At 46.4% G+C, this 23,704-nt stretch carries 22 protein-coding genes and 2 tRNA genes; 21 read left to right on the top strand and 3 right to left on the bottom strand.

The annotated features are described in order from the left end of the window. Window position 1: 1 nt before the first annotated feature. Genes DWX43_RS07495 through DWX43_RS07515 form a run of 5 tightly spaced genes read left to right on the top strand, consistent with a single transcriptional unit; the run spans window position 2 to window position 3,316 of the window. Complete coding sequence (locus DWX43_RS07495; RefSeq protein ID WP_118619823.1) at window positions 2-511, top strand: tRNA (uracil-5-)-methyltransferase; 510 nt, start codon at window positions 2-4, stop codon at window positions 509-511. 9 nt (window positions 512-520) lie between these two features. Next, the gene (locus tag DWX43_RS07500; RefSeq protein WP_118619825.1) at window positions 521-1,114 is read left to right on the top strand and encodes a hypothetical protein; all 594 of its coding nucleotides are present in this window, start codon (window positions 521-523) and stop codon (window positions 1,112-1,114) included. An 11-nt stretch (window positions 1,115-1,125) separates the two neighbouring features. Continuing rightward, entirely contained in the window at window positions 1,126-1,695 is a 570-nt protein-coding gene (locus DWX43_RS07505; protein WP_118619827.1) for a hypothetical protein, read from the top strand. Between the two features lie 50 nt (window positions 1,696-1,745). Then, window positions 1,746-2,288, top strand: coding sequence for a hypothetical protein (locus tag DWX43_RS07510; RefSeq protein ID WP_118619829.1), 543 nt, complete (start codon window positions 1,746-1,748; stop codon window positions 2,286-2,288). 38 nt (window positions 2,289-2,326) lie between these two features. Then, window positions 2,327-3,316: a hypothetical protein gene (locus tag DWX43_RS07515; RefSeq protein WP_118619831.1), complete on the top strand. Its 990-nt coding sequence runs from the start codon at window positions 2,327-2,329 to the stop codon at window positions 3,314-3,316. 137 nt (window positions 3,317-3,453) lie between these two features. On the opposite strand, the gene DWX43_RS07520 is transcribed toward DWX43_RS07515, so the two are convergent. Continuing rightward, window positions 3,454-3,978 carry a PD-(D/E)XK nuclease family transposase gene (locus DWX43_RS07520; RefSeq protein ID WP_279220788.1) on the bottom strand — a complete coding sequence of 175 codons (525 nt, stop codon included), beginning with the start codon at window positions 3,976-3,978 and terminating at the stop codon, window positions 3,454-3,456. 399 nt (window positions 3,979-4,377) lie between these two features. Here DWX43_RS07520 and DWX43_RS07525 point away from each other — a divergent pair, with 399 nt between their 5' ends. From DWX43_RS07525 to DWX43_RS07600, 16 genes are all read left to right on the top strand, one after another. Then, on the top strand, window positions 4,378-5,322 hold the full coding sequence (locus tag DWX43_RS07525) for an NTP transferase domain-containing protein (RefSeq protein ID WP_109730661.1): 945 nt from the start codon (window positions 4,378-4,380) through the stop codon (window positions 5,320-5,322). 144 nt (window positions 5,323-5,466) lie between these two features. Next, window positions 5,467-6,381 (top strand): molybdate ABC transporter substrate-binding protein, encoded by a 915-nt coding sequence (modA, locus tag DWX43_RS07530; protein WP_118619833.1) that lies wholly within the window; start codon window positions 5,467-5,469, stop codon window positions 6,379-6,381. Window positions 6,382-6,417: 36 nt separating this feature from the next. After that, entirely contained in the window at window positions 6,418-7,122 is a 705-nt protein-coding gene (modB, locus tag DWX43_RS07535; protein ID WP_109730659.1) for a molybdate ABC transporter permease subunit, read from the top strand. Window positions 7,123-7,141: 19 nt separating this feature from the next. Beyond that, window positions 7,142-8,194: an ATP-binding cassette domain-containing protein gene (locus DWX43_RS07540; RefSeq protein ID WP_118619835.1), complete on the top strand. Its 1,053-nt coding sequence runs from the start codon at window positions 7,142-7,144 to the stop codon at window positions 8,192-8,194. Between the two features lie 122 nt (window positions 8,195-8,316). Next, a tRNA-Ala gene (locus DWX43_RS07545) sits at window positions 8,317-8,389 on the top strand. Window positions 8,390-8,425: 36 nt separating this feature from the next. Further along, window positions 8,426-8,497 (top strand) — tRNA-Asn (locus DWX43_RS07550). Window positions 8,498-8,709: 212 nt separating this feature from the next. After that, the gene (locus DWX43_RS07555; RefSeq protein WP_118619837.1) at window positions 8,710-9,120 is read left to right on the top strand and encodes a YbaN family protein; all 411 of its coding nucleotides are present in this window, start codon (window positions 8,710-8,712) and stop codon (window positions 9,118-9,120) included. 90 nt (window positions 9,121-9,210) lie between these two features. After that, window positions 9,211-11,328: an NlpC/P60 family protein gene (locus DWX43_RS07560; protein WP_118619839.1), complete on the top strand. Its 2,118-nt coding sequence runs from the start codon at window positions 9,211-9,213 to the stop codon at window positions 11,326-11,328. A 161-nt stretch (window positions 11,329-11,489) separates the two neighbouring features. Continuing rightward, window positions 11,490-12,707, top strand: coding sequence for a helix-turn-helix domain-containing protein (locus DWX43_RS07565; protein WP_109730656.1), 1,218 nt, complete (start codon window positions 11,490-11,492; stop codon window positions 12,705-12,707). Between the two features lie 95 nt (window positions 12,708-12,802). Continuing rightward, entirely contained in the window at window positions 12,803-14,332 is a 1,530-nt protein-coding gene (locus DWX43_RS07570; protein WP_118619841.1) for an alpha-L-arabinofuranosidase C-terminal domain-containing protein, read from the top strand. Between the two features lie 47 nt (window positions 14,333-14,379). After that, entirely contained in the window at window positions 14,380-14,988 is a 609-nt protein-coding gene (locus DWX43_RS07575; protein ID WP_118619843.1) for a hypothetical protein, read from the top strand. A 13-nt stretch (window positions 14,989-15,001) separates the two neighbouring features. Then, window positions 15,002-16,432 (top strand): glycoside-pentoside-hexuronide (GPH):cation symporter, encoded by a 1,431-nt coding sequence (locus tag DWX43_RS07580; protein WP_118619845.1) that lies wholly within the window; start codon window positions 15,002-15,004, stop codon window positions 16,430-16,432. Window positions 16,433-16,454: 22 nt separating this feature from the next. Then, window positions 16,455-17,381, top strand: a complete 927-nt coding sequence (locus DWX43_RS07585) for a nucleoside hydrolase (protein ID WP_118619847.1) — start codon at window positions 16,455-16,457, stop codon at window positions 17,379-17,381. A 17-nt stretch (window positions 17,382-17,398) separates the two neighbouring features. Then, window positions 17,399-18,322, top strand: coding sequence for an ROK family protein (locus DWX43_RS07590; RefSeq protein WP_118619849.1), 924 nt, complete (start codon window positions 17,399-17,401; stop codon window positions 18,320-18,322). A 22-nt stretch (window positions 18,323-18,344) separates the two neighbouring features. Further along, window positions 18,345-19,760, top strand: a complete 1,416-nt coding sequence (locus DWX43_RS07595) for a glycoside hydrolase family 1 protein (RefSeq protein WP_118619851.1) — start codon at window positions 18,345-18,347, stop codon at window positions 19,758-19,760. A gap of 3 nt (window positions 19,761-19,763) precedes the next feature. Further along, window positions 19,764-21,365: a family 78 glycoside hydrolase catalytic domain gene (locus tag DWX43_RS07600; protein WP_118619853.1), complete on the top strand. Its 1,602-nt coding sequence runs from the start codon at window positions 19,764-19,766 to the stop codon at window positions 21,363-21,365. Window positions 21,366-21,492: 127 nt separating this feature from the next. Here the strand turns inward: DWX43_RS07600 and DWX43_RS07605 are convergent, their stop codons facing one another. Both DWX43_RS07605 and DWX43_RS07610 read right to left on the bottom strand, forming a co-directional pair. Next, entirely contained in the window at window positions 21,493-22,398 is a 906-nt protein-coding gene (locus tag DWX43_RS07605; RefSeq protein WP_118619855.1) for an Rpn family recombination-promoting nuclease/putative transposase, read from the bottom strand. Window positions 22,399-22,686: 288 nt separating this feature from the next. Next, complete coding sequence (locus DWX43_RS07610; RefSeq protein ID WP_118619857.1) at window positions 22,687-23,556, bottom strand: Rpn family recombination-promoting nuclease/putative transposase; 870 nt, start codon at window positions 23,554-23,556, stop codon at window positions 22,687-22,689. Window positions 23,557-23,704 lie beyond the last annotated feature (148 nt).

A 23,704-nucleotide genomic window follows, 5' to 3' on the forward strand; every position in this document is an offset into this window, starting at 1 on the left:
CGTGAAACAGAAAAAAGATAAAAAAATATGGAAGACTGCATTGCTGATCTTCCTTGCCGGGCTTCTGGTGGGGGGCGGAGTATATCTTGGAATGAAGCTTTCAGATGGGGCGGACAAACCCGCAAAAAGTACAGGAGCGGTGGACTCTGACGCAGAGGATTGGCAGGGGGTCAAGGAGCCGGAGAAAGGCGGCGAAAGCGCCGGAATCGCCATCCCCGGATTTAAGTCCATGACTTTCCGGGCAGGTGAAATGGAGCAGGCAGTGAACCTCTATAATCCCGAAGTCAATGACTGCTATTTTATCATGACACTGTTGCTGCCCGATGGAACCGAGCTTTGGAAGTCAGATCTGGTGAAGCCGGGTAAAGGCTTCTATACCATCACCTTGAACCAGAATCTGGAGGCAGGAAGCTATCCCGACAGCACCCTGAAATACCAGTGCTATATGATGAACGATGAGCAGACGGAGTTAAACGGTTCCGAAGTGAAGTTCGAGCTGATTGTGGAATAGGAGGGACAGATGAGCGTGCAAAAAGGACAGAAAAACAAGCGCAGGCTGAACAGGATTTGCCTTACATCGTGCCTGATGGCGGCGCTGGGGCTTTTAAGCGGCTTCACGGCACTGGCGGCAGATGAGGAAAAGAGCCTGTCTGTGAGTCTTCAGGTGGATAGCAGCTATACCGTTACGATTCCCAAAGCGGTCACCATCTATCCATCTATGGATTTCCGTGTGGACGGAGAGCTGGGCGGCACTGCGGAGGGCGGCGTGGCAGCCATTACGGCTGCGACAAATACGGAACCGGGCTATACGGTGCGCGTTCGCGTTAAGGCGGATTCCTTTAATGGGGCGGGGGGCATCAGCCTGGTTAGTAAGTCGGATTCCACTCAGGTGCTGACTACGATGCTCAGTGTCAGGAACACCACATCGGATGAGTTTATCGCTTTGAAGAAGGATAACAATGTTGCCGCTGAATTTTATGGACTAACGGGTACTTCCAACGCCAAAGTCGCAGGAGGAAGCATACATTTCAGTGCGCCAGACGAAGCGCAGCAGAGCGGTGAGTATGAAGGCAAGATGATATTTGAAATATCCTATGAAAAAGAAAAGCCGTAAGGAGGTAAGACATGAGAAAAGAAACAAAGAAGGGAAAAAAAAGCAGGCCTGCTTCCGGTTTTGCAGCAGGAATCCTACTGGTGTGCAGCCTTTCCATGACGGCATTTGCCGCTGACGATTCGACGAATATCGGAAAAGGACAGGCTGAGCAAACTGCGAGCACCAGTCTCAGCTACAACGTGACCCCGGATTATACAGTAGTAATCCCGCGGGAGGTAAGTCTTTCTTCCAAGGATATTACGATGCAGATTACAGCCACAAAGATCAACGCGGAGCCGAATTATCAGGTGCAGGTCAAGGTAAGCGGGGGGCTTACAGAGGGAAAAGTGAAACTTGTAAGAACCAATGACACGGGCTACGAAATCTATGCGCCCCTTAAGCTGGGAGATAATTCGATAGACAGCAACACTGCGGTGGCGGCTTTCATGGAACACGATACGACTGCCCTGCCAGGCACAGGGACACTAACTTTTGGAGCGCCTGCGGATGCAGGCGGCAGCACGGACATCAAGGCAGGGGATTATACGGGCACAGTGACCTTTCAGGTAGCATATACCTTGGTAGCGTCTACAGGTAAATAGGGGGGATTGGAAGGATGATACAAAATAGAAACGAATCAGGAAACAAATCAATGAAAAAAAGCATAAGGCAGCGTCTTGCCAGTGGGCTGCTTTGCACCACAGTTCCCCTTTGCATTGCAGCGATGCTTCCCGGCGGCACGCTCACGGCGCGGGCAGCAGAGCAGGACCAGCAGCTTACTACAGAGCAAGAGGAAGGTGCCACGCAGCTTTCGGCGCGGAAGGATGCTTCCTACATCGTTGTAATTCCCAGACAGGCGCAGATTGCCTTTGACAACACTACCACCTCCATCGGAAGCCTTGTCTATCAGGAAGGCAATCTGGAGCCGGACTCCTATGTGACGGTGACGTTGTCGAATCAGACCAGTCTCGCCCATACCATCAAAGATTCCTACACTATTCCATTTATGATTTGCGGGGAAGATAAAACGACAGCTTTTACCAGCGTGATATACGATGAGAGCACGAAGACCGGAACCAAGACACCCCTGACGGCTGAGATCACTCAGGCGGATTGGGAAGCAGCAAAGGCAGGGTCCTATCAGGCAACATTAACCTTCCAGATTTCCTATATGAATCCTCATGAAGGTGAATAGTCAGTGTGACCATGTATGAATACAGGAGGTGGTTGAGATTGAAAAAGATAGGGATGCTTCTATGCACGCTGCTGCTGATAACAGGGATTCAGGCAGGGACAGGAGAAACAGTTTTTGCCGAAGCAGCCAGAGAGACAACATCTGGAGGAGATATGGAGCTGAACGCAGAGGTGCCAAAGGAGCATACGGTGAGCGTAGAAAGCCCGGAGGGACGGATTGCAGCGGACGGCGTCTTTTACGAAACGAGCTTTCAGGCGCAGCGGCATGCTGAGATTGTCTATACGGTCATTCCAAATCCGGCAAAGCAGCTGAAAATGCTTACGTATGCAGGGGAGGATGTGACCAGCCAGGTGAAAAACGGCGTTTTCAAAGCGCCAAAACTGGTGCGTGACACGATCCTTACGGCAGTCTATGAGGACGCGCCGAAAGCACCGGATGAGAGAACCTATAACCTGACGCTTACAGTCCTTAGGGAGGACACCAGTCAGAGTGGGGCAATGGCTCTTGCAGTAATGACTCCTTTATCAATGGCCCCTGTTGCAATGGCTCCTGCAGCAACGACTCCTGTTGCAGGAGTCACAGTCTCTATCGGTACTGCTTCGGCTATGACGGACGCAGATGGAAAGGCAGTATTTGAGAAGATTTCTTCCGGGATACATCAGGTAATCATAACTGATGCGGATGGAAAACTGATAGGTCACATGGAACTTACCATTGCCTCTGCGAAAGGAACGGACCTTATCCTTGACTGGGATGATAATGGAAATCCCATCATTACGCCTGCAAAGCGGACGAAACAGAGTGCTTTGACCCTTTGGCTGACAGCAGATGGACGGATTACGGTGAAAGAAGGCGGGGTCTCGGATACAACGCTCTGGCCGAAGCCGTCAGGCGGCCCGGCGGATACAACCGGTCTGAAGACCGGCGATGACCGAACCCCCGCCTTGTGGTTTATTTTGCTTATTTTATCCGGCGCAGGGCTGATGGGGGCGCTAGTGTATAGATGTAAGCACACCAATGTAAAATAGGACTATATCAATCAGGCAATTCCCCGTTGGATTTACCCTGAACGGGGAAAATCCGATGCTGCATGATTAAATTACAGCATCGGATTTTTCTGTGCCTTTCGATTTCGGGGGATATTTGTGTTCGAAAATGACAGAAACTACTCTAATATTTGTTTCACTTTGTCTATACTGATATTGCAGAGACCGGCAATTTCTTCCGGTGATTTACCCTGCATGAATAGTTTGAAGACCTGTCGGGTACGGCGTTCACCTTCCAGCTCTCCTAATTTTTTCCCGATTTCTTCTCCAGCCTTAAGTCCTCTTTTTTCAGCACTGCTGATCTGGGTATTATAATCCTTCAATGCCTTTTCCCTTGCTTCATATTCCAGCCGTTTCTTCTCGTCAGCACTCAGATTGAGCAATGTATTATATGCTTCATCGAGATATTCGTTTGTTTTAGCCATATTCTGAAATTCCTCCTTGTTTTTGCTGCTGAAAAACCTCATCCATGCAAGAACATCCTCTCCGGTCTTAACCTCAGGAGGCAGTTTTTTCAACTCCAGTATCTGAAGTTCCATTTTATCGGAATACAGTTGTGATGTCTGATCATCCCGGAAATGAATCCTGCGGTAACACTTGTTGTCATTCGGAAAATGGATGAAGTCTAAAATACTTACATGGATACATTTCTACAGCTTTTCATAGGACTCACCTTTACGGAGAATGGTACACATGTAAGGAGTTATTCTGATTTATTATTATCATATCACGATATGTAGATATGTAAAAGACAGAAGTACCTTAAAAATGTAGAGGATTCATTGTTTTCTGCGGTTCTAATAAGTAATTAATTGGGTAAACCGGCGAACTGCCGATTGAAAAATGAAAGGTGAATACCTTTCGAAGTTTCTGACGAGAGTATATCACTAGATAAGGGAAAGAGCAATTAGGCAATTTGACGAAATTGAAATTGGAGATAAATACCAGACATTACTTGCCTATTCTGAGAATATCTAATATAATAGTATCATATTCGGAGGATTATATTGTAAAACGAAACTGACATACATGGAGGTGGGTGCATGAAGAAGACTGGTGCGGTTATTGTTGCCGCCGGACAGTCATTGAGGATGAAAGATTTTAAGCCCATGCTTCCTTTCGGGGATTCTACGATTGCCATTCATATTGTGACGATGCTTAAGAAGCTGGGAGTCGATCCTGTTGTCGTTGTGACAGGGTACCGGGCCCGGGAACTGCAAGAGCATCTTTTTTATACGGGCGTTCAGTTTGTGAAAAACGAACGATATGAGACGACGGAAATGTTTGACTCGGTGGTTCTGGGAGTACGCAAGATTGCAGGAGAATGTGAACGGATTCTGATTATGCCCGCGGATATACCTGCGATCAAGCCGGAGACGATGCGGCAGGTGCTGATGATCGATGGAAAGATTGTGCGGACTATTTATCACGGAAAGCACGGGCACCCGATTATTATGCACAGGGATGTGGCAGAATCTTTGATGAAATATGATGGCGGTGGCGGGCTCATGGGGGCGGTCAGAGCCTCCCAGATACCGGTTACGGATGTGGAGGTTGAGGATGAAGGTGTCTGTCGGGATATAGATACAAAGGATGAGTATCAGGAACTTCTGGAATGGAATTACGGCAGGGGGGAAGGATATCCGGTCAGGCCGAAGGCCCAGGTTAAACTGATGGCTAACAAGGCATTCTTTGGTCCGGGGATTTACCAGCTGATGGAACTGCTCGGACAGACGGGGTCACTTCAGGAGGCCTGTCTTCAGATGGGGCTTTCCTACAGTAAGGGCAGCAGGATCATTAAAGAGGCAGAACGCCAGCTGGGGTTCCCGCTGACAGAACGCTGGACAGGCGGGCAGGGTGGCGGCGGCTCGAGGCTGACAAAAGAAGGAAAGAAACTGGTGGAGAATTACCGGGATATGGTTTCGGAGGTTCAGGCATATACGGATGAGGTCTATCAGAAGTATTTCGGAAAAGGATTCCGGGATTAGATAATCAGGAGGGCAGGCAAAATTTTCAAAGCCTGCCTGACATGTGGAAGAAGAAACACGGATTTATAATCCGTTTTTCTTTCAAACCGTACTGTTTTTAAAAATAGAACGGTTTGAAAAAACATATAAAAGGAGAGAAGGATTATGAAAAAGCGTATTTTAGCAGCAATGATGGCGGCGATGCTGGTATTCAGTCTGGCCGGGTGTTCAGGAGGTTCTGGCTCTGACGCAAAGAAAGATGATGTAAAACAGGAAGATGAGGTTCAGGACGAGAAAAAAGATGCGGGTGCAGACCAGTTGGATGAAACAGAAATACAGGTGTTCATAGCAGCCAGCCTGAATACGGTAATGACAGAACTTGCAGATATGTATCATGAGAAGCAGCCAAATGTAAAGATTACTTTTAATGCAGACAGCTCAGGAACACTCCTGACCCAGATTCAGGAAGGCTATGAATGTGATATCTTCTTTTCTGCTGCACAGAAGCAGATGGACACACTGGAGGGCGACGGACTCGTAAAAGAGGGGACGAGGGCCAATGTATTAAACAACCAGGTCGTTGTTGTGACGCTGAAGGACAGCAAAACAAAGGTGACAGGACTTGAGAATTTGAAGGATGCACAGAGTATTGCCCTTGCAGGAGGAAGTGTGCCTGTAGGTAAATATACAAGACAGGCACTGATCAACCTCGGTATATTAGAAAAGACAGACGAACCCGATACAATTACAACAGAACAGATATCTGAAGCTCTCGGCGGTGTTGAAATCAGCGAACAGGATAACGTAAGCAAAGTTCTTTCCGCGGTTGTGGAAGGCTCCTGTGAGGTTGGAACAACCTACTATTCAGATACCTATGGCTTCGAAGATGAACTGGACATTCTGGAGACAGTCAGCTATGATTTAACAGGAAATGTAATCTACCCGGTATGCCAGGTAGTGAATGACGAGGCAGACGACCTGCAGGCAAAAGCGGCGGAAGATTTTTATAAATTTATACTGTCCGACGAGGCAAAAACAGTGTTTGAGTCCTATTATTTTGATACGGATGTAGAGAGATAGAAGAAAAGAAATATTTAATCCCGGGAGGAAACGGAAATGGATGAGATTATAGAAATCATAAAGGAACTCGACTGGAGTCCGTTGTACATATCTCTGAAGACAGGAGTAGTTGCGACGATTATTTCATTCTTCCTGGGAATCTATGCGGCCAGAAAAGTACTGAAGGCGGGGCCGAAGATGAAGGCGGTAGCAGACGGGATTCTGACACTGCCTATGGTCCTGCCTCCGACGGTGGCAGGTTTCTTCCTTCTTTTGCTGTTCAGCCGGAGAAGACCACTTGGCATTTTTTTATTTGAGACCTTTGACCTCAAGATTGTGCAGACGTGGACCGGCTGTATAATTGCCGCGACAGTGATTGCTTTCCCACTGATGTACCGCAATGCACGGGCTGCATTTGAGCAGATCGACGTAAACCTGATCTATGCGGCGAGGACGCTGGGGATGAGCGAGACCGCGATCTTCTGGAAGGTGGCCGTTCCGTCCGCGGGACCAGGCATCATGTCGGGGACGATCCTGACATTTGCGAGGGCGATGGGCGAGTACGGGGCTACCTCCATGCTTGCCGGAAACATACCGGGCAAGACGGGGACGATATCCCAGAGAATAGCGATGGTCATACAGGACGGAAATTACCTCACTGCAGGCGTCTGGGTTGTCATCGTAATGCTGATTGCATTTGGGATCATATTTCTGATGAACTTGTTAAGCGGTAAAAATATGAAGCACATAAAGCGCTGGTAGGGACGGGAGAAGTTAAGCAATGGCTGTTGACATAACATTTCAGGAAAAACTGGGGAATTTTACACTCAGTATGAACTTAAAGAGTGAGAGCCGACGGATCGGGATACTGGGTGCCTCAGGCTGTGGGAAAAGCATGACGCTAAAGAGTATAGCGGGGATTGTAAAGCCGGATACGGGGAAGATAGTGATCGATGATAAGGTACTGTTTGACTCGGTACATAAAGTAAATTTAAAGCCCCAGAACAGGAAAGTCGGATATCTGTTCCAGAATTATGCCTTGTTTCCTACGATGACTGTAAAATCCAATATCGCAGCAGGGCTGAGGGGGACGAAGCAGGAAAAAAGTAAAAGGGTCTGTGAGATGCTTAAGAAGTTCCAATTGGAAGGTCTGGAGGACCGACTTCCGGGGGAACTGTCCGGGGGCCAGCAGCAGCGTGTCGCGTTAGCCAGAATCATGGCATATGAACCGGGGGTGATCCTTCTGGACGAACCGTTTTCGGCGTTGGATGTGTTCCTGAAGGACCGGCTCCAGCAGGAAATGATTGAAATGCTGGAGGATTACAAAGGTACAGTCATACTTGTTTCACACAGCAGAGATGAGATATACCGGTTCTGTGAGGAACTTCTCATCATGGATGCCGGGAAAGTAATCTGTTTCGGCAAAACAAAGGAGATTTTTGCGGATCCGCAGTGGAAGGAAGCCGCACGGCTGACCGGATGCAAGAATATCACCAATGTAAACCGTCTGGATGATAAGACACTCGAAGTCCCGGACTGGGGGATACGCCTTAAACTGAAAAGAAAGGTCCCGGAAGATATATGCTGCATCGGATTTAGAGCCCATGAATTCATACCTGTTTGGGGGAAACCGACTGTAAACAGCCTTCCTGTGAAACTGAGCAGTATGGCTGAGCTTCAGTTTGAGAGGAAGTATTTTCTAAAAGGCTGCAGCGGGGATATGGAGGAAATATGCTGGTTTGTGCAGAGAGAATGGTGGGACAGGCTTGACGAAAAGGGCCTGCCGGATTATCTGGAGATACCAGAGGATAAAATACTGCTGCTGAAAGGGTAAAAGCCTTTCAGCAGATATTTCAATTTCTGGGATAAAAAATCAAAAGAAATATTTGAAAATGTATTGACATAATTTGTATAATATGATATTTTATAAAAGTTGTTAAAAGCAATACACTTTTCGGGGGATTAGCTCAGTTGGGAGAGCGCCTGCCTTGCAAGCAGGAGGTCACGAGTTCGAATCTCGTATTCTCCATTTCGTTCCAGTTTGGAACAAATCAAATTCATATAATCCTCGATAGCTCAGTGGTAGAGCATTCGGCTGTTAACCGAAGGGTCGTTGGTTCGAACCCAACTCGGGGAGCTTAAGAAGCATCTCATAGACATTAAGTTTATGGGATGTTTTTGTATTATATAGAAAAAACAGATATAATGAGAAAAATTCTCAATTATATCTGTTTTATTTTTTTCAAAATATAGTATTATTAATATACAATGTTAGGCAAAACTAACCAATCTGTAAAATGGATTGGGGTACAGGTCATTTTTAAGATGGCATATGAAGGAGGATCATTTATGAAGAAGAACCCACTAAAAATATTCTGGATCATTTTAGGATTTCTGACACTCGCTCTGGGGACGGTTGGCATAGTTCTGCCGATTCTGCCTACAGTGCCTTTTTATATGGCGACAGTGTTCTGTTTTGCAAAAAGTTCAAAACGTCTGCACAGTTGGTTTCTGCAGACAAAATTATATCAGAAACATCTGGAGAGTTTTGTAAAGCAGAAAGCAATGACAATGAAAACAAAGTTTTCTATCATAGGGATGGTAACGGCTGTCATGGCGGTCGGATTTATTCTGATGAGCAATGTCCCGGTTGGGAGAATCTGTCTGGCGGTTGTCTGGGTATGCCATGTACTGTATTTTTTCCTGCGGGTGAAGACTATAAAACCGGAATCAGATCGAGAAATAAGATTGCAATTATAAACCGCCGGGAGTACAATAAAAAGATAGAGATCATACGGAAGATTACGCAGGAAAGATTCCGGTTTAGAACGGCGGGAGGAATTAATTAGGATGAAGGCAAAAGAATACAAGAGAGTTCTGGCAGCAGTATTATCAGCTGGCATGATTACGGTACAGGCAGCACCTGTACTGGCAGCGGATATATCAGGCGGACAGACAGCGGGTCAGGCGCAGGCAGAGGAAAGTGGTAAGGCAGAGCTTCCAAAGCAGGCTTTGACAATTGACGGTACAGAGACGATGGTCGATATTTCAGAAGAGGTCCTTGCCATGCTGGAGGATGGTTCCGTTTACCTGGATGAGGAGACCGGATATCTGCTCGATAAAGAGACAAAGATAAAAGTCGATCCGGTAACCGGCGAACGTGAAGATGAAAAGGAACAGGGCAGCACGGGCAGCGAAGGAGAGCCAGAGAAGCCGGAGGGCAGTACTCCGGGAGATAAAGACGAAGGCGGTAAGGGCGACGGTTCCGGTTCTGTCGAAGAAGGGAAAGGTGACGGCCAGAACGGCAGCAGCTCAGGCGATGAAAATCAGAATCAGGATGGTTCTGTAAACGAAGGCGGAAGCACACCGGATGATTCTATTTCACCGGAAGATCCGGCTCAGTCAGAGAAACCGTCAGATGCTGAAGGAACAGAGGACAAAAAAGAAGATGACAGTAAGAAGCAGGAGGCGGAAGATGCGAATAAGCCGTCTACAAATGCAGCACTGGTAGCCGGACAGCAGATAATACGGATTCCAAATGTAAAGAAGGATTTCCGGTTCTGGACAGTGGCAAGACGATATGCATTTGCCCGTACATCCGTGAGTGTCAGGGAAGAGATGACAGCAGATGCACGTGCTGTAGGTTCTCTTAACAAGGACGGGCTTTTATATGTCCTTCAGGAGGAAAAAGGCGGCTGGCTGTATGTGGAGTCAGGTACTGTCAGGGGATTTGTGAAAGCGGATGAGGTTCTGCGTGGTGATGATGCACAGAAGCTTTTGAAGGAATTCCAGAATCAGGCAAAGGTAAAGGCTGAGAAAGAGAAAAAAGAGTATACCGGAATTGAGACTGTCGTCACTCTTGCAAAGGAACTTGTTCCTCAGGGTGAGAATGAGGCATTTTTACATACACATGCGACTGTGAACAGGACAGTGGTGGACAAGAAATATGCGCTGACAACAATCGGTCTTTTGAATGTGAGAGAAGGCAAAGGAATGAATTCCCGTATTGTCGGAACACTAAAAGCGGACAGTCTGTGCTATATCCTCGCCGATGAGAATGAGGAGTGGGTATATGTAGAATCAGGCGATGTCAGGGGATTCGTAAACAAGAGATATCTGAAGACCGGAAAAGATGTGGACAGGCAGATCGAAAAAAGCGGGGAGGATAGTTTCCCGACTGCGAGTGAGATTATTGAACCGGAGAACAATCAGGCATGTTATTATACGCTGACTTCCGTGAAGTCGGGCGTACCGGGAGCGGAAGTGAGAGAGTCTCTGGTAGAGTATGCCTCACAGTTTATTGGCAATCCCTATATCTGGGGAGGGACCAGCCTGACAGAAGGGGCGGACTGTTCCGGATTTGTACAGAGCATCTATAAGCAGTATGGTTATGACCTTCCGAGAGTGGCTGAGGACCAGGCACAGTACGGAACGAAGATTCCGGTCGGGGATGCCAAGCCCGGTGATTTGATTTTCTATGCAAAGGACGGACATATCCACCACGTAGTAATTTATGCCGGAGACAGCAGGACAGTCGAAGCGATGGGAACTGATTATGGGATCGTACAAGGCAGTGTGGATAAAAACGAGGCAGTCTGGGCGACACGTGTACTGGATGACAGCAGTTACGCATATGCAGGCAGCATCGGGGAGGTAAATGCCACGGATGATATGTACGGTGAGGACCTCGGTGATTTTGAACTGACTTATTATTGTTCCTGTGAGATCTGCTGCGACGTGGAGACCGGGATAACTGCGACAGGGACACCGGTTGTGGAAGGCCGGACGATCGCGGTTGATCCGGATGTGATACCTTATGGAACGAAGGTCATCATAGGGGGACATGTATTTACAGCAGAAGACTGCGGCGGAGCTATAAAAGGGAAACATATTGATATTTATGTAAATGACCATGAGAGGGCACTCTCGATGGGAGTGAATCAGGCACAGGTCCACCTTGTAAAATAAAAGAGGCTGTTCATTCCCGCCGGAGGCGGGGAGTGATAGAACAATATACAATAGGAAAAAGAGATATGTGATGCTCAGGCGGCACATATCTCTTTTTTGTTGGTATTCTGTGTGTTATGCATTAGAATATATGTAAAAGATTGATAAAAGAGGAGATAGAGATGTCAGATTTAATGAGAAAATTAGAACTTTTGTGGGGATTACCGTTATTTTATACCTCCGATGAAGAGATGGATGTAAAAAGCTTCGGAACGTTTCTGGACCAGGAAAGCCCCTTCCTCCACTCTGGAGAACTGGCCCGGTATTTAATAGAGAAAAGCCGGAAACAGGATATCCCTGTGATCTATAAGGATGATACAAAGGTCTATTTTGCTGCAGTGAAATCTGGGGGAGGTTATTATCTCACAGGACCGGTCTGTACGGAGGAGTTAAGCTATGAGGAAATTCACAGCTACTACAAAGCCTATCATATCAGCCATGAATATGAGAAGCCGCCGGTTACAATATCACTTCTCAAGATACTGAACTTTGTCAGTTTTCTCTATGAGCTTCTGGAAAATGTAAGTCTGGGCGTGGACACTTTAATGGTCGGAAATAATCTGGCCGAAGATAAAAAAGAGCTGAATGAAAAAGAAGATGCCATGATGGAGTTGCGAAAGATAGATGATGAAATATACCACCATACATACCGGGAGGAGCGATATGTGATGGACTGCGTGCGTGAAGGAGACACGAAACATGTTCTGGAGCGCATGGATGCCCTTGTCGAGGGCGCAGGGATGCTATCTGTGAAAAGACTGAACCACCAGCGGAATTTGGCGATTGTTTCCGTGACAGCCGTGACAAGGGAAGCGATTGCAGGAGGCGTATCCCCGGCAGAGTCATACCGGTTAAGCGATTTATATATTAACCGTATCGACCGATGCACAAGGATGGACCAGATGGTGGAGTATATGCGCAGAAGTGTGCTCGACTTCACGAAACTTGTGGCAGAAACGAAGGAGAAAAAGGCCTCTTCCAATTATACAGAACAATGCAGGGATTACATTCACCAGAATTACCACCATAAAATTTATCTGGAAGATGCGGCAAGGGCAATCGGTATCAGCCCGGGGCACCTTACGAGGGTTTTCCGCAGTGACACCGGAATGAGTGTGCAGGATTATATTCAGAAAGTCCGTGTAGAGCGCGCAGCCAACCTGTTGAAGTATTCAGAAGCAAGTCTGTCAGAAATCAGCGATTATGTGTGCTTTTATTCCCAGAGCCATTTCGGGAGCGTATTTAAAAAATATATGAAGATGACACCCAGACAATACAGAGAAAAGTATAAGCAGAAAGAATTCCGTTCAGAGGATACAGGAAATGGAGCAAATATGTAAGTAAGATGTTCGGATTTTGACAATAATGCTGTTATTTTAATATAAAGTTCCTGCTTTCTTAAGTACAATGTCAATAACAGATAGAGGAGGAAAACATGAACACAGTTGAAATCAAGATTGACAGTAAGAAAGGTAAAATCAGCAAAGAGCTTCACGGACATTTTATCGAATTCCTTGGCAGTTGTATTTATGACGGAATATGGGTGGGTGAAGAGTCAGAGATCCCTAATTACAACGGTCTGAGAAAAGATGTGGTGGATGCCCTGAAAAGGCTGCAGCCTCCGGTTATCCGATGGCCGGGCGGATGTTATGCAGACACCTACCACTGGCGAAATGGAATCGGTCCGGGAAATGAGCGTCCAGTAACTTATAATGAGAATTTCGGGACCTATGAACTGGATTCCAACCAGTTTGGAACGCATGAATTTATGAGGCTGTGCGAGCTTACGGGGGCCAGACCCTGGCTGAACATTAACATGATGACTTCCGGTACAGAAGAAATGCGGGAATGGATGGAGTACTGCAACAGAGAGGATGAAACTTCACTTGCAAAAGAGCGTAAGCAGAACGGGGCAGAGAAACCCTTTGGCGTGGAACTATGGGGAATAGGCAACGAGGTCTGGGCAGGCGGCGGATGTATGACACCGGAAAGCTATGCGAATGAATACCGGAAATATGCTTCTGCGTTTCCCAACTTTATTTCTCTGGAGAACGGCGGGAAACCTAAGACAGAAATGAAGAGTATCGCATCAGGACCGGACGGGAACAAGCCGAAGGAACGAGTGGAATGGACGAAGCAGTTTTTTCAGGAGCTTGGAAAATTCAGAAGGCCGCCTTTGGACGGATACGACTTACATTTTTATAACTGGAATCTGGAAAATCTCGAACAAAAGGAAACCGAATTTGATGAACGTGACTGGGACCTGGTGATTACGGGATGTCTGGAGCTTGATGAAGTGATACAGGAACAGGCGGCGCTAATCCGTGAGGGAATCGAGGCGCTTCCGGAGGAAGAAGGATTTTTTAAGACTCCAAAGCCGGACTGTGATTTGATCATAGGAGAATGGGGCAACTGGCATGGAGCCGCTTTTTCAAACAGACCGGCTCTGTACCAGCAGTGTACAATGCGCGATGCTATTACAACGGCGCTTACTCTGGATATCCTTCATAAAAATTGTGAGAGCGTGAAAATGGCGTGCGTAGCACAGACTGTCAATGTGCTGAATTCCTTATTCCTTACGGAAGGCGAAACATGCATACTGACACCGAATTACGATGTATTCAATATGTACAAAGTGCACCGGGAAGGCTTAGGTTTGGAAACAGTCGGAGAGACATCTGATAAAACATTTATTTTTGCTTCTGAGAAAGAGGAAGGAATTTTTGTGAACCTGATCAATGCTGATATGGAAAAAGATCAGGAAATCGTGATTGCATTTTCAGATGAAGTACAGTATGTGTCCGGGCAGATCCTTGAAAGTGAAGATCCCCACGACTGCAATACAAAAGAGGAACCGGACAAAATCCGTGAAAAGACAGGAAAGGCGCCGTCCCGCAGGGAGAATGATTTTGCAGTGCGTCTGCCAAAGGCTTCCATACAGGTTATGCATTTTGTAAGAAAATAAGAGTAACAGGACGATTATGGTTCCTAAAAGGGGAACAGGAGGAAATAATGGCTCAGTTTCAGGATAAAAAGAAGGAATTTGCAGCGTACCGTATGCTGCTGGCAGGTGTAAATCTTGTATTAGATATGGCGATTGTACTTTCCGCCGCAATATTGGTGCCACAGATGAGTGCATTTGCCATGTGCCTGATCTGCTTTGTGGTCGCAGCCGGATCACTGATTTTTCAGATTCGTATCGACCACACGCTGATCTTCACCGGACAGTTTCTGGTTGAGGACGGCGATTCCCTTTATGCAGTGATTGGAACGTTTGGGCTCGGTTTTGGCAGGCGTCACCGCAGGAAACGGCAGGTCAATGCCTATCGTTATTACTATATGGACAGCGTCAGGGAGACAGTCAACAGGTCATACGGTATCCGTGTGAAAGCGGATGTCTGGACGGCCGGTAACAACATCATCGATGCAGATCAAAGCGTCTTTGGCACACCGGGGGCCATGAAGCAGCTTTTGATGGAACAGGGAAAGAAGAAGACGGTTGTGTTCCGCATAGAACATAACCTGACAGAGAAGGAAGAAACACGGCTTCTGAAGGAGCTTTATAACTTAAAGGAGGCAGCAGGCACGATGAAGCCGGTTACTGCCGCAGCAGGAGAATAGAGGAGGAAGAAAAATGCAGCAATTAAAACACGAACCGTCATATTATAAAACAACTAGCTTTAAATGGAGACAGCGTATCGGATTCGGAATCAGTGACTATGCCTGTAATCTGGCGTATCTGCTGGCAAATACATACTTATTGTTTTACTATACGAACTGTGCAGGCATCTCTGCCGGTGCCGCAGGATTTATGTTTGTTATTACAAAATTTATTGATGCCCTGACAGACTACATGGTTGGATCATTTGTAGATCATACAGATACTAAAATGGGACGTTACCGCCCGTGGATGCTGGCAGGCGCTCCTGTGCTTGCAATTGGAATGGTTCTTCTGTTTTCTGTTCCTACCGGCTGGGGTGCAGGCTCCAAACTGGCATGGGCTTACATTACATATATCATTTTTTCATTTGGCTACACGCTGGTAAATATCCCGATGGCGCCGATTGTAACAGCATTATCACCGGTACCGTCAGAGAGAACGAATATTGCAACAACACGTATGGTTTTCGCAAACCTGGGATCACTGACTTCTTCCCTGTTTGTCATTCCAATGGTTTACTTCTTTGCAGGGTCTTCTGATGCAACAGGCGCTGCCCTTGCAGCAGGATACAGAAACACCAATATTGTACTGGGAATCATTGTCGTAGCAATCATGTGCATCTGCGTTTTCAGTACTGCGGAAATCAACCCGCCTACACAGTCTGCACAGAAGACGTCTTTTTTGCAGGATATGGGCAACGTATTTAAAAATAAATATTACATTATGCTTCTGTTCCTCGTATACTTCCTGTTCGTAGGTTATCTGGGAATGTATGGTGCGATGCAGTATTACTATAGTTATATTGTCGGCGATGTGAGTGCGATGCCGACAGCCTTATCCCTCTTGACGATACTGGCAATTCCAACGATGCTGCTTGCTGCATTTTTGAATGGAAAAGGGATTCACAAGGTAAAACTGATGCAGTTCGGCGCTGTCGTGGATGCAATCGGTTACGGTGTATTATTCTTTACCTCAAACGGAACCGTAGCGACAATCGCACTGGCTGTCATCGGACTTGGATTTGGATTCCGTTCCAGTATGTTCTACTCCATGATGCCGGACATCTTCGATTACACAGAATGGAAATGCGGAAAGAGTCTTGCGGGTACGCAGACTGCTATCTCCGGTTTCCTGAATAAACTTGCAAGTGCGTCGGCTTCAGCCATTGTATCCGCTCTTCTCGTATGGGGCGCATATGATGCAGGCGCTATGGATAAAGCACTCTCGGCAGGACAGAACCTTGCACAGATGTTTCCAAAGACCCAGACAGCGATCAACTTTGCGTTCGGAGGACTGTCACTGGTGTCAACAATTATTGCCATCATCGTTCTGATTCCTTATGATCTCGATAAGAAGTATCCGGAAATCCGTGCGGAACTGGATAAACGGCAGATGGCTGATTAAAATGGTTATGAAAGGAGAAGTCATGTGGGATTACGCATATACAGTTCCGGAAAATAAAAAAGTAAGGGTCATTGTGCATACAGATTGTAAAAATGAGGCAGATGACCAGTTTGCGGTGGCACATCATCTGATGACCCCGAGATTTGATATCAGAGGCATAGCTGCCGGACACTTCTGTAAGAATCCTCAGGAATATGGGGAACTAGGCACTGCGCAGGCAAGCTATGATGAAATATTGAAAGTTATGGAATTAATGGGTGTGAAGGATCAGTGTCCTGTCGTTCTGGGTGCTCCCAAAGGATTGGAAGACGAGCATACACCGATCGACAGTCCTGCAGCACGCTTCATTATACAGGAGGCGATGAAAGAGGATGCGCGTCCGCTGTACGTCGCCTGCCAGGGTGCGGTCACGGATGTGGCTTCGGCACTGCTTCTTGCACCAGAAATTGCGGACCGCATGACTGTCATCTGGATTGGCGGAGGAGATTATCCGGAGGGCGGGTTCGAGTTTAACCTGCTCATGGATATACATGCTGCAAACGTGATTTTTTCTTCACATGTACCGCTGTGGCAGGTACCGAAAAGCCTGTATAAAGTCATGGCAGTTTCTCTGGCTGAGCTGCAGATGAAAGTCCGTCCCTGCGGGAAAATCGGGAAATATCTGTTTGAACAGATGGTGGAATTTAACCAAAAGGCGGCAGCTTATGAGATGGAATGGCCCCACGGGGAAATCTGGGGACTGGGGGATCAGGGAACAATCGCGGTCCTCATGGAAGAGTTGGAGAAGGTAAGCTATGATTTAGTTCCCGCACCGCGAATTGCAGCTGATATGACTTATATTCACGGGCAGAATAACCGGGAAATCCGTGTGTACAAATATCTGGATGCCCGGCTGACACTGGAAGATTTCTTTGCAAAGCTTTATATCAACTTTGGAAATGAAAAGTAACATGGAAGGTTAAGAACATGAAGAACTATCTTGTATTTGATGCCGGCGGTACCTTTACGAAGTATGCCATGATGGATGAGAATGCCATTATTCTGGAAAAAGATAAGGTACCTACCCCGGCTTATGAGAACCATACAAAAGAAGATTTCTATCAGATTCTGGATTCCGTTGTAGAAAAATACAGGTCCCGTATATCGGGGATTGCCGTCAGTATGCCGGGAATGCTGGATAACAAGACAGGGTATTGTGTGACGGCAGGATACCTGCCTTACCTCTGCGGCAGTTCCGTGGCAGTGGAGCTGTCTAAGCGGTATGGAATGCCTGTGAGTGTGGAAAATGATGGGAAATGTGCTGCCCTGGCTGAATACTGGAAGGGAAGCCTGAAAGATTGTACGAACGGGGCCGTGGTAGTTCTCGGGTCCGGTGTCGCAGGGGGAATTATCCTAAATGGCAGGATTTACCGGGGGAACCGCTTTACAGCGGGGGAATACAGCTATATTTGCACGAAAGACGATCTGCCGCAGGAAATGGACAGCTACTGGGGGATATCGGGAGGGGCACAGGGTCTGGCCCGGGCAGTGGCAAAGTATACAGGTGTGGATTGGGAAAGTTATGACGGCATCAGCATATTCAGCATGGCAAACGAGGGAGACGAGCTTGTTTTAAAGGGGCTGAAGGATTATACAGATGCCCTTGCTGTCCAAATTTATAACCTGAATATTCTCCTTGATTTAGACATCATTGCAATCGGAGGGGGAATCAGCCAGCAGCCTTTGCTCCTGGAATATGTAAATAAAAGTATGACAGAACTGACCGGGAAGATCCCGTTGAGAAGCGTCAGCCCGTATGTACCGGTACCGCGAATTACAAATTGCAGATATTACAATGATGCGAATCTGATCGGGGCATTGTATCATTATAGAAATATTTATAACTCATAACCATGAAAGGAGAATTTATAATATGACATTTCCAAAGGATTTCCTATGGGGCGGCGCGGTTGCTGCCAACCAGTGCGAAGGGGCATATGATGAAGACGGCAAAGGGTTAAGCACACAGGATGTGACTCCACACGGGATCGCAGGGCCCCGCACAGCAGAGCCTGCACCGGATAATATGAAGCTCGTGGGTATTGACTTTTACCACAGATATAAGGAGGATGTCAAACTGTTTGCGGAGATGGGATTCAAGGTATTCCGTACTTCGATTGCCTGGAGCCGCATTTTCCCGCAGGGGGATGAGGATACCCCGAACGAAAAAGGGCTCCGGTTTTATGACGACCTGTTTGACGAATGTCTGAAATATGGTATGGAACCTCTCGTTACGATCTCACATTATGAAACACCGCTCCACCTTTCCCGGACCTATGACGGATGGGTGAACCGCAGGATGATTGATTTTTATGAGAAGTATGTAAGGACGATTTTTGACAGATACGGTAAGAAAGTTAAGTACTGGCTCACCTTTAATGAAATCAACTCGGTGCTTCATGAACCCTTCTTAAGCGGAGGGATCTATACAGACAAAGAAAAGTTGTCTAAAAATGATCTTTATCAGGCTGTCCATCATGAACTTGTGGCCAGTGCCCTGGCGACAAAGATTGCCCATGAGATGATGCCTGAAGCAAAGGTCGGCTGTATGATTTTAAGTATGCCTACGTACCCTCTTACGCCGTCACCTGACGATGTAATTAAGGTCATGGAGAGTACTCACATGAATGACTTTTTTGGGGATGTTCATGTAAGAGGAAGATATCCGGGATATATGAAACGCTATTTCAGGGAGAACAATATCGAAATCCAGTTTGCACCGGGGGACGAAGAAATTCTGAAAAACACAGTTGATTTTGTTTCCTTTAGTTATTATATGAGCATCTGTGACACCGCTGATCCTGCAAAGCGAAAAGAGGGAAAAGGCAACCTTTTAGGGGGTGTTCCGAATCCATATCTTGACGCCAGCCAGTGGGGATGGCAGATTGATCCTAAGGGACTGCGCTATGTGCTGAATTACTACTATGACCGTTACCAGAAACCATTATTCATTGTGGAAAACGGACTCGGTGCAGTGGATGAGCTTATCAGGAATGCAGACGGAGAAATGACAGTTGAGGACGGATACCGCATAGATTATCTGAAACAGCACCTTCTACAGGTGGAGGAAGCCATCGAGGATGGTGTCGAGGTCATGGGATATACCTCATGGGGATGCATAGACCTTGTGAGCGCTTCTACTGCAGAGCTTAAGAAACGTTATGGTTATATTTATGTAGACAGGTACGATGACGGCACAGGAACGTTAGAAAGATACAGGAAAAAATCTTTCTACTGGTACCGGGATGTGATTTCCACAAATGGTGCGGTGCTACACGAGGAGGAATAAGAGATGGGAGAAGCGTTAGTAAGTATCCTGCCTGATATGAAGAGAAAGACTGTGGATACCTTTATAAAGAAGGCACAGGAGTTGGATTTTCAGCTCATTGAAACAAAGGTAAAACCTGTTTCACTTGTGTCAGTAACGAAAACGGCGGATGGCATTGCAGAGATTTCCTCACGTGAGGATATCACCCTTATGCCGGGAAAACTCCTTAAGAAGGATGACAGTATCTGTCTTGATTTCGGAGACCATCATGTCGGTTACGTGACCCTGAAGCTGAATTCGGCGGGAAGCCCGCAGGATGCGCCCGCTTATCTTCGCCTGAAATTTGCAGAAATCCCGGGAGAAATTCTGGACGATTCCTCCACTTATCATGGCTGGATCAGCAAAGGGTGGATTCAGGAGGAACTGATACATATCGATGTGCTCCCATGTGAACTGAAACTTCCGAGACGGTACGCATTCCGCTATCTGGAAATCTTTGCTGTCGATACCTCGGCAAAGTTTCAGGTGGTGGTGGAAAATGTGGAACTGACTGCAGTTTCAGCAGTGTCTCTGGAGGAGGCAGAGCCACTTTCCTCTCTGCCGGAGGACCTCAAAGCAATCGACAAGGCAAGCTTAAAAACACTTCAGGATTGTATGCAGCATGTGTTTGAGGACGGGCCTAAGCGTGACCGCCGTCTGTGGATCGGTGACCTGCGTCTACAGGCAAAAGCCAATTATGCAACCTTCCGGAATCTGAATCTGGTGAAACGGTGTATGTACCTTTTTGCCGGGCTGATCCGTGAAGACGGGAAAGTCGGAGCGTGTCTTTTCACTGAGCCTGTTATGCAGGTAGATGACACATTTTTATTCGATTATTCTTTGTTTTTCGTGTCCATTCTTTACGACTATTATCAGGAGACAAAAGATCTGGAAATTGTAAAAGAACTGTGGGGCACGGCCTGCCGCCAGATCGTACTGGCTCTGAATGATATGGAGGATGGTGTCCCGAAAACAGAAAACCCAATGATGGCATTTATTGACTGGAAAGACGGACTTGACCGTCAGGCGGCTGCTCATGCAGTATGGATATACTGTCTGCGCCAGGGAGAAGTTCTGGCAAGCCTTGCAGGAGATGAGGCGGCCAAAGAGGAACTCCGGGTCATGCTTGCCGATGCTCTGGAAAAAGCAGTAAGCCACTTCTGGGATGAGGAAAAAGGCTTCTTTGTAAGTGGCGCGGATCATCAGATATCGTGGTCCAGTCAGGCATGGATGGTTCTTGCAGACGTATTTGAAAAAGAGAAGAGCCGTGCATTAATGCTGCATCTTCTGGAAGAAAATCCGGAGATGGGAGTTGCTACACCTTATGCCTATCACCATGTCATCGAGGCACTGCTTCATGTGGGTGAAAAGGAGAAGGCGCTGGAATTGATGCGGACTTACTGGGGAGGAATGATCAATCTGGGAGCCGATACCTTCTGGGAGGCTTTTGACCCTGAAGATCCCCATGCATCCCCATACGGATCGTCACAGGTAAACAGCTTCTGTCATGCGTGGAGCTGCACTCCTGCGTGGCTTTTAAGAGAATACTTTGCTAGTGATACTTTGCCGGTAATACAGGACCGATAAGGGTTACTGTTTACAGGCTTGTCTGTGAACAGTAACTGATAAAGTGCCCCCGCCTTTTGGTTCCATAATGGATATTATAAAAGGCGGGGGGCATATGTGCTTCATGATCTGAAATGTGAGAACATGATTATTCTAAAATTTGCTTCACCTTGTCTATACTGATATCACAGAGGTCCGCAATTTCTTCAGGGGATTTGCCCTGCATATATAGTTTGAAAACCTGCCGGGCCTCCTGAATGCCTCTGCGCAGCCCACTTTCTTCCCCGGCCTTGCGACCAATCTCTTCCCCAGCCTTGCGCCCGATCTCTTCCCCAGCCTTAAGTCCTCTTTTTTCCGCACTGCTGATCTGGGTATTATAATCCTTTAACGCCTTTTCACGGGCCTCATATTCCAGCCGTTTTTTCTCGTCTGCACTTAGATTAAGCAATGTATTGTATGCTTCATCCAGATATTCGTTTGTCTTAGCCATATTCTGAAACTCCTTTCTGCTTTTTCCACTGAAGAACTTCATCCATGTAAGAACGTCCTGACTGGTCTTTACATCTGAAGGCAGCTTTTTCAGTTCCAGTATCTGAAGCTCCATTTTATCTGAATAAAGATGAGATGTCTTATCATCCCGGAAATGAATCCTTCGGTAACATTCTTTGTCATTCGGAAAATGGATGAAATCTAAAATACTTACATGAATACACTTCTGCAGCTTTTCATAGGATTCGCCCTTGCGGATCTGGCTGTCAAACATCTTACTGAGGTAGAACAAAGCGCGTTCATCCCAGTATTCGAAGTATTTGACCTGCATTTCCATGTTCATCTGCGTCCCCTCTTTAAGCAGTACCCTTACATCCATGATTCCTAATTTGTCATCAGTTGAGTCCCTCGAAAGCAGCGTGGGCAGAAGAACAGTATCTTCGACTTCGTCCGGCGACAGGTTCAGCAATGCAGAAATAAAGCCTTTCCTGACTTTGGGGTTCTGCATCAGTTCCTTGAAACAAAAGTCTACAGTGGGTAACATAATAAAGTTGTCTTTGGTCATAAACTGAAATCTCCTTTCCTGTGCAGAAAACGAATGGTACACATGTAAGGAGTTATTCTGATTTATTATTATCATATCACGATATGTAGGTATGTAAAAGACAGAAGTACCTTAAAAATGTAGAGAATTCATCGTTTTCTGCGGTTCAAATAAGTAATTGATGGGATAAATCGGCGAGATGCCGATTGAAAAATGAAAGGTGAATACCTTTCGATGTTTCTAATGGGGGATACCCGAAAGGGTATCCCTCCACTCAGGCCTTTTAGGCGGATTGTAGCAGTAAATGAGTTAATCTAAAATTTGCTTCACCTTGTCTATACCGATATTGCAGAGGTCCGCAATTTCTTCCGGAGATTTGCCCTGCATATATAGTTTGAAAACCTGCCGGGCCTCTTGAATGCCCAACTCTTTGCCTCTTCGTAACCCACTTTCTTCCCCAGCCTTAAGTCCTCTTTTTTCAGCACTGCTGATCTGGGTATTATAATCTTTCAATGCCTTTTCACGGGCCTCATATTCCAGACGTTTTTTCTCGTCTGCACTTAGATTAAGCAATGTATTGTATGCTTCATCCAGATATTCGTTTGTCTTAGCCATATTCTGAAACTCCTTTCTGCTTTTTCCACTGAAGAACTTCATCCATGTAAGAACATCCTCACTGGTCTTAACGTCCGGAGACAGTTTTTTTAACTCCAGTATCTGAAGCTCCATTTTATCGGAATACAGTTCATAGGTGCTGTCATCCCGGAAATGAATCCTGCGGTAACACTTGTTGTCATTCGGAAAATGGATGAAGTCTAAAATACTTACATGAATACACTTCTGCAGTTTTTCATAGGATTCACCCTTGCGGATTTGGCTGTCAAACATCTTACTAAGGTAGAACAAGGCGCGTTCATCCCAGTATTCAAAGTATTTGACCTGCATTTCCATGTTCATCTGCGTCCCGTCTTTAAGCAGTACCCGTACATCCATAATTCCCAGTTTGTCATCAGCCGAGTCTCTCGGAAGCAGCGTGGGTAAAAGGACCGTATCCTCTACTTCGTCCGGTGACAGGTTCAGCAATGCTGAAATGAAGCCCTTCCTGACTTTGGGGTTCTGCATCAGTTCCTTGAAACAAAAGTCTACAGTGGGTAACATAATAAAGTTGTCTTTGGTCATAAAATGAAATCTCCTTTCCTGTGCAGAAAACGAATGGTACACATGTAAGGAGTTATTCTGATTTATTATTATCATATCACGATATGTAGGTATGTAAAAGACAGAAGTACCTTAAAAATGTAGAGAATTCATCGTTTTCTGCGGTTCA

The organism is Clostridium sp. AF19-22AC, assembly GCF_003479085.1.
Lineage (GTDB): Bacteria > Bacillota > Clostridia > Lachnospirales > Lachnospiraceae > Faecalicatena_A > Faecalicatena_A orotica.

Bases quoted from the DNA above. Each gene is read 5' to 3' on its own strand.
- DWX43_RS07500 (WP_118619825.1), top strand. From the start codon at position 521: ATGAGCGTGCAAAAAGGACAGAAAAACAAGCGCAGGCTGAACAGGATT.
- DWX43_RS07600 (WP_118619853.1), top strand. From the start codon at position 19,764: ATGGGAGAAGCGTTAGTAAGTATCCTGCCTGATATGAAGAGAAAGACT.
- DWX43_RS07605 (WP_118619855.1), bottom strand. From the start codon at position 22,398: ATGACCAAAGACAACTTTATTATGTTACCCACTGTAGACTTTTGTTTC.
- DWX43_RS07595 (WP_118619851.1), top strand. From the start codon at position 18,345: ATGACATTTCCAAAGGATTTCCTATGGGGCGGCGCGGTTGCTGCCAAC.
- DWX43_RS07540 (WP_118619835.1), top strand. From the start codon at position 7,142: ATGGCTGTTGACATAACATTTCAGGAAAAACTGGGGAATTTTACACTC.
- modB (WP_109730659.1), top strand. From the start codon at position 6,418: ATGGATGAGATTATAGAAATCATAAAGGAACTCGACTGGAGTCCGTTG.
- DWX43_RS07570 (WP_118619841.1), top strand. From the start codon at position 12,803: ATGAACACAGTTGAAATCAAGATTGACAGTAAGAAAGGTAAAATCAGC.
- DWX43_RS07525 (WP_109730661.1), top strand. From the start codon at position 4,378: ATGAAGAAGACTGGTGCGGTTATTGTTGCCGCCGGACAGTCATTGAGG.
- DWX43_RS07590 (WP_118619849.1), top strand. From the start codon at position 17,399: ATGAAGAACTATCTTGTATTTGATGCCGGCGGTACCTTTACGAAGTAT.
- DWX43_RS07585 (WP_118619847.1), top strand. From the start codon at position 16,455: ATGTGGGATTACGCATATACAGTTCCGGAAAATAAAAAAGTAAGGGTC.
- modA (WP_118619833.1), top strand. From the start codon at position 5,467: ATGAAAAAGCGTATTTTAGCAGCAATGATGGCGGCGATGCTGGTATTC.
- DWX43_RS07565 (WP_109730656.1), top strand. From the start codon at position 11,490: ATGTCAGATTTAATGAGAAAATTAGAACTTTTGTGGGGATTACCGTTA.
- DWX43_RS07555 (WP_118619837.1), top strand. From the start codon at position 8,710: ATGAAGAAGAACCCACTAAAAATATTCTGGATCATTTTAGGATTTCTG.
- DWX43_RS07575 (WP_118619843.1), top strand. From the start codon at position 14,380: ATGGCTCAGTTTCAGGATAAAAAGAAGGAATTTGCAGCGTACCGTATG.
- DWX43_RS07560 (WP_118619839.1), top strand. From the start codon at position 9,211: ATGAAGGCAAAAGAATACAAGAGAGTTCTGGCAGCAGTATTATCAGCT.
- DWX43_RS07580 (WP_118619845.1), top strand. From the start codon at position 15,002: ATGCAGCAATTAAAACACGAACCGTCATATTATAAAACAACTAGCTTT.
- DWX43_RS07510 (WP_118619829.1), top strand. From the start codon at position 1,746: ATGAAAAAAAGCATAAGGCAGCGTCTTGCCAGTGGGCTGCTTTGCACC.
- DWX43_RS07505 (WP_118619827.1), top strand. From the start codon at position 1,126: ATGAGAAAAGAAACAAAGAAGGGAAAAAAAAGCAGGCCTGCTTCCGGT.
- DWX43_RS07610 (WP_118619857.1), bottom strand. From the start codon at position 23,556: ATGACCAAAGACAACTTTATTATGTTACCCACTGTAGACTTTTGTTTC.